This window comes from Bartonella sp. LB28NMGDW (genome assembly GCF_042194435.1).
Classification (GTDB): domain Bacteria; phylum Pseudomonadota; class Alphaproteobacteria; order Rhizobiales; family Rhizobiaceae; genus Bartonella; species Bartonella grahamii.
Genome location: NZ_JBHIMX010000154.1, coordinates 1 through 614, shown reverse-complemented (window position 1 = coordinate 614; position 614 = coordinate 1). Strand labels below are relative to the sequence as shown.

Here is a 614-nt window from a genome sequence, read left to right as displayed (position 1 = left end):
AAGAGGGGGCAGCGCCACCCCATGTGGAGACGCGGGTTTGGCGCAATAAGCGGACGGGGCGCGTTGAAAAGATACCAAAGGGGATTGATCCTGGTTGGCATTTGAACCCTGGGAAACATCGGGCGCAAAATTTAAGCAATTTTTTGAGTGATAAAATTTCCACCATGGGGGACAATCGAAAGCGCATTGCCATTGAAGATATTGGGGGTTCACCACTTTTGGAAGCCATGTTTGAAGGACATATGCCGCGTGGATTTATTCCCATTGCCCCAATGATCCAAAAGGTGAGTGATGTTTTTGCAGCGGAAAATTCTCTTATTCGCTTATCCGCAGACAGTGTGAAACATATTTTGTTAGAGCATCAAGCGCGGTCTCTTCGCTTGGAGGATTTTCGAGGCGCCATTCAAACACTCATCCGCCCCCATGGCGTTATCAGACGCAAAGATACGCAGGGTGTTATGTTTTTTGGTGAAAGTGGTGGGGCATGGTGGCGCTTTGCGGTCAAATGGGTAGCAAGCAAACAAGAATGGTGGTTGACCTCCATGCATAAAAAAAGCTCTAGAGAAATTGGACGCTTATTGGATGCGGCTGAAAAAAAGGGCGAGAGGTTGTTG

At 48.0% G+C, this 614-nt stretch carries 1 pseudogene; it reads left to right on the top strand.

Annotation, left to right across the window (positions count from 1 at the left end):
- A pseudogene (locus ACFIKG_RS09765) lies at nt 1-614 on the top strand (hypothetical protein); the annotation flags it as partial.